The following is a 695-nucleotide window of genomic DNA, read 5'->3' as shown; positions in this document are numbered from 1 at the left end:
GATCAGATCGCTCACGGTGTGCCAGACAATGTCTTGCTTCGCGAGATTAAGTACTTTTGAGTCAACAGTTTCGACAGAAAGTGCTTTCGCTTCGACCATAAATGGCGCGTTGCGCAGTGCAGAGTCAAAGCTGTTGTATTTCACGTTAACTAAGGTACGCGCTTTCGGAATTGGCGTCAGGTTTAGCTTCGCTTCCGTAATAAAGGCCAATGAGCCTTCTGCTCCACACAGCACTCGTGTGATATCGAAACGGTCATCCTCTTCATTTAACGCGTTCTTTAAGTCGTAGCCCGTTAGGAAGCGGTTGAGAGGAGGAAATTTATCCACGATCTGCTGGCGTTTATCTCGACAAACTGATTCCGTCACTTGTAACGCCGTAGCGGCAAACTCGCCTTCTTTTGGATAACCATGAGACAAATCAGACTCTAAAATCGAGCCGTCAGCAAACACCGCTTGCAACGACAGTACATGATCAGACGTTTTCCCGTATTTAAGAGAGCCTTGACCAGAGGCGTCGGTATTCACCATCCCGCCAATCGTTGCGCGGTTGCTGGTCGACAAATCTGGAGAGAAAAAGTAGCCGTAAGGACGAACCGCATCGTTCAACTGATCTTTCACAACACCAGTTTGAACGCGAACCCACCCTTCATCTTCATTCACTTCCAATACTTTGTTCATGTGGCGAGACATATCCA

General features: G+C 47.8%; 1 protein-coding gene. It reads right to left on the bottom strand.

All coding sequences use genetic code 11. The features are described 5' to 3' along the window. The coding region (locus tag R7093_RS25660; RefSeq protein WP_318147077.1) for an FAD-binding oxidoreductase at positions 1-695 on the bottom strand (695 nt) is incomplete at both ends.

Source organism: Vibrio sp. 1580 (genome assembly GCF_033340055.1).
This window is presented reverse-complemented; position numbering and strand designations above follow the sequence as displayed.